Origin of the sequence: Marinifilum sp. JC120, from assembly GCA_004923195.1 — a bacterium.
In the GTDB taxonomy this organism is placed as follows: domain Bacteria; phylum Desulfobacterota; class Desulfovibrionia; order Desulfovibrionales; family Desulfovibrionaceae; genus Maridesulfovibrio.
On sequence record RDSB01000101.1, the window covers coordinates 1 to 812 of the forward strand.

The window sequence follows — 812 nt, forward strand, 5'->3', positions numbered from 1 at the left end:
ACGAGTAGAGCGATGCAGGCAAAAACAATCATAATTAAAGTTCTGAATGACATTGGTCTTTTTTCTTCTATCTTCATGATATTCTCCTTTAGTTACAGGTGGTCAGAACCATTACTTTGCCGTATCCGGCGGGAGGGGATACCCATGTGTCGGTGACGTCTTTGATGCGCAGATGTACGCGCCAATTGTCGCCTTCATCCGTTGCCCATGACTGGACAGCTACGAAGGCTTGCGACTGTGCGCCTTCGGCAAAGACTGCTGGAGCCACGAAAATTTGCGGGACTGAAGTCACGCCCGGAGGGCAGGTCGGTTTGGGGATTAATTCGCCGTCTGTGGCGTAAGTTGCGTCCTTGAAAAGTTGGGAATTGCCGGTGTCGGCGAGGATTTGCGGTTCACCTTCACGGCAGATGTAAAGGCCAACTGCGGGATCAAAGAAGATGCGGCCTTCCTTCTCAGGATCTCCGCAAAAGCCGGTTGCATCGATGTCGCCGATGGTGTGCTCTGCGAATTTGATTTCCTTCACATTTTCAATGGCGTGGTCGGTCATATCCAGCTCGGTGGACATTTCGTTCAGTTCTGGATGGCCGGGAACTTTCACGCGGTAGAGGAAATCTTGACTGATATCTCCTTCACGCAGGAAAGCGCGTCCGCCGATGTGTCCGGGGCTGGGAATCGGAATGTTTGTCCCGGCAAGATTGACGGTCCAGCCGCCGTAAGAACCGCGCAGCTCGGTAGGACTTTGGCCGGGAAGATCTCCGGTTGGGATATAGCCACCAGCACCGCCGACCATGGCAGCGGCTGAAGGAGCTGAA

General features: G+C 53.6%; 1 protein-coding gene. It reads right to left on the reverse strand.

Annotated features, from left to right (window positions below; all coding sequences use genetic code 11):
• Nucleotides 1-88 precede the first annotated feature (88 nt).
• Nucleotides 89-812: shufflon system plasmid conjugative transfer pilus tip adhesin PilV (locus tag D0S45_20580; protein TIH07331.1), on the reverse strand; the 724-nt coding region annotated here is incomplete at its 5' end.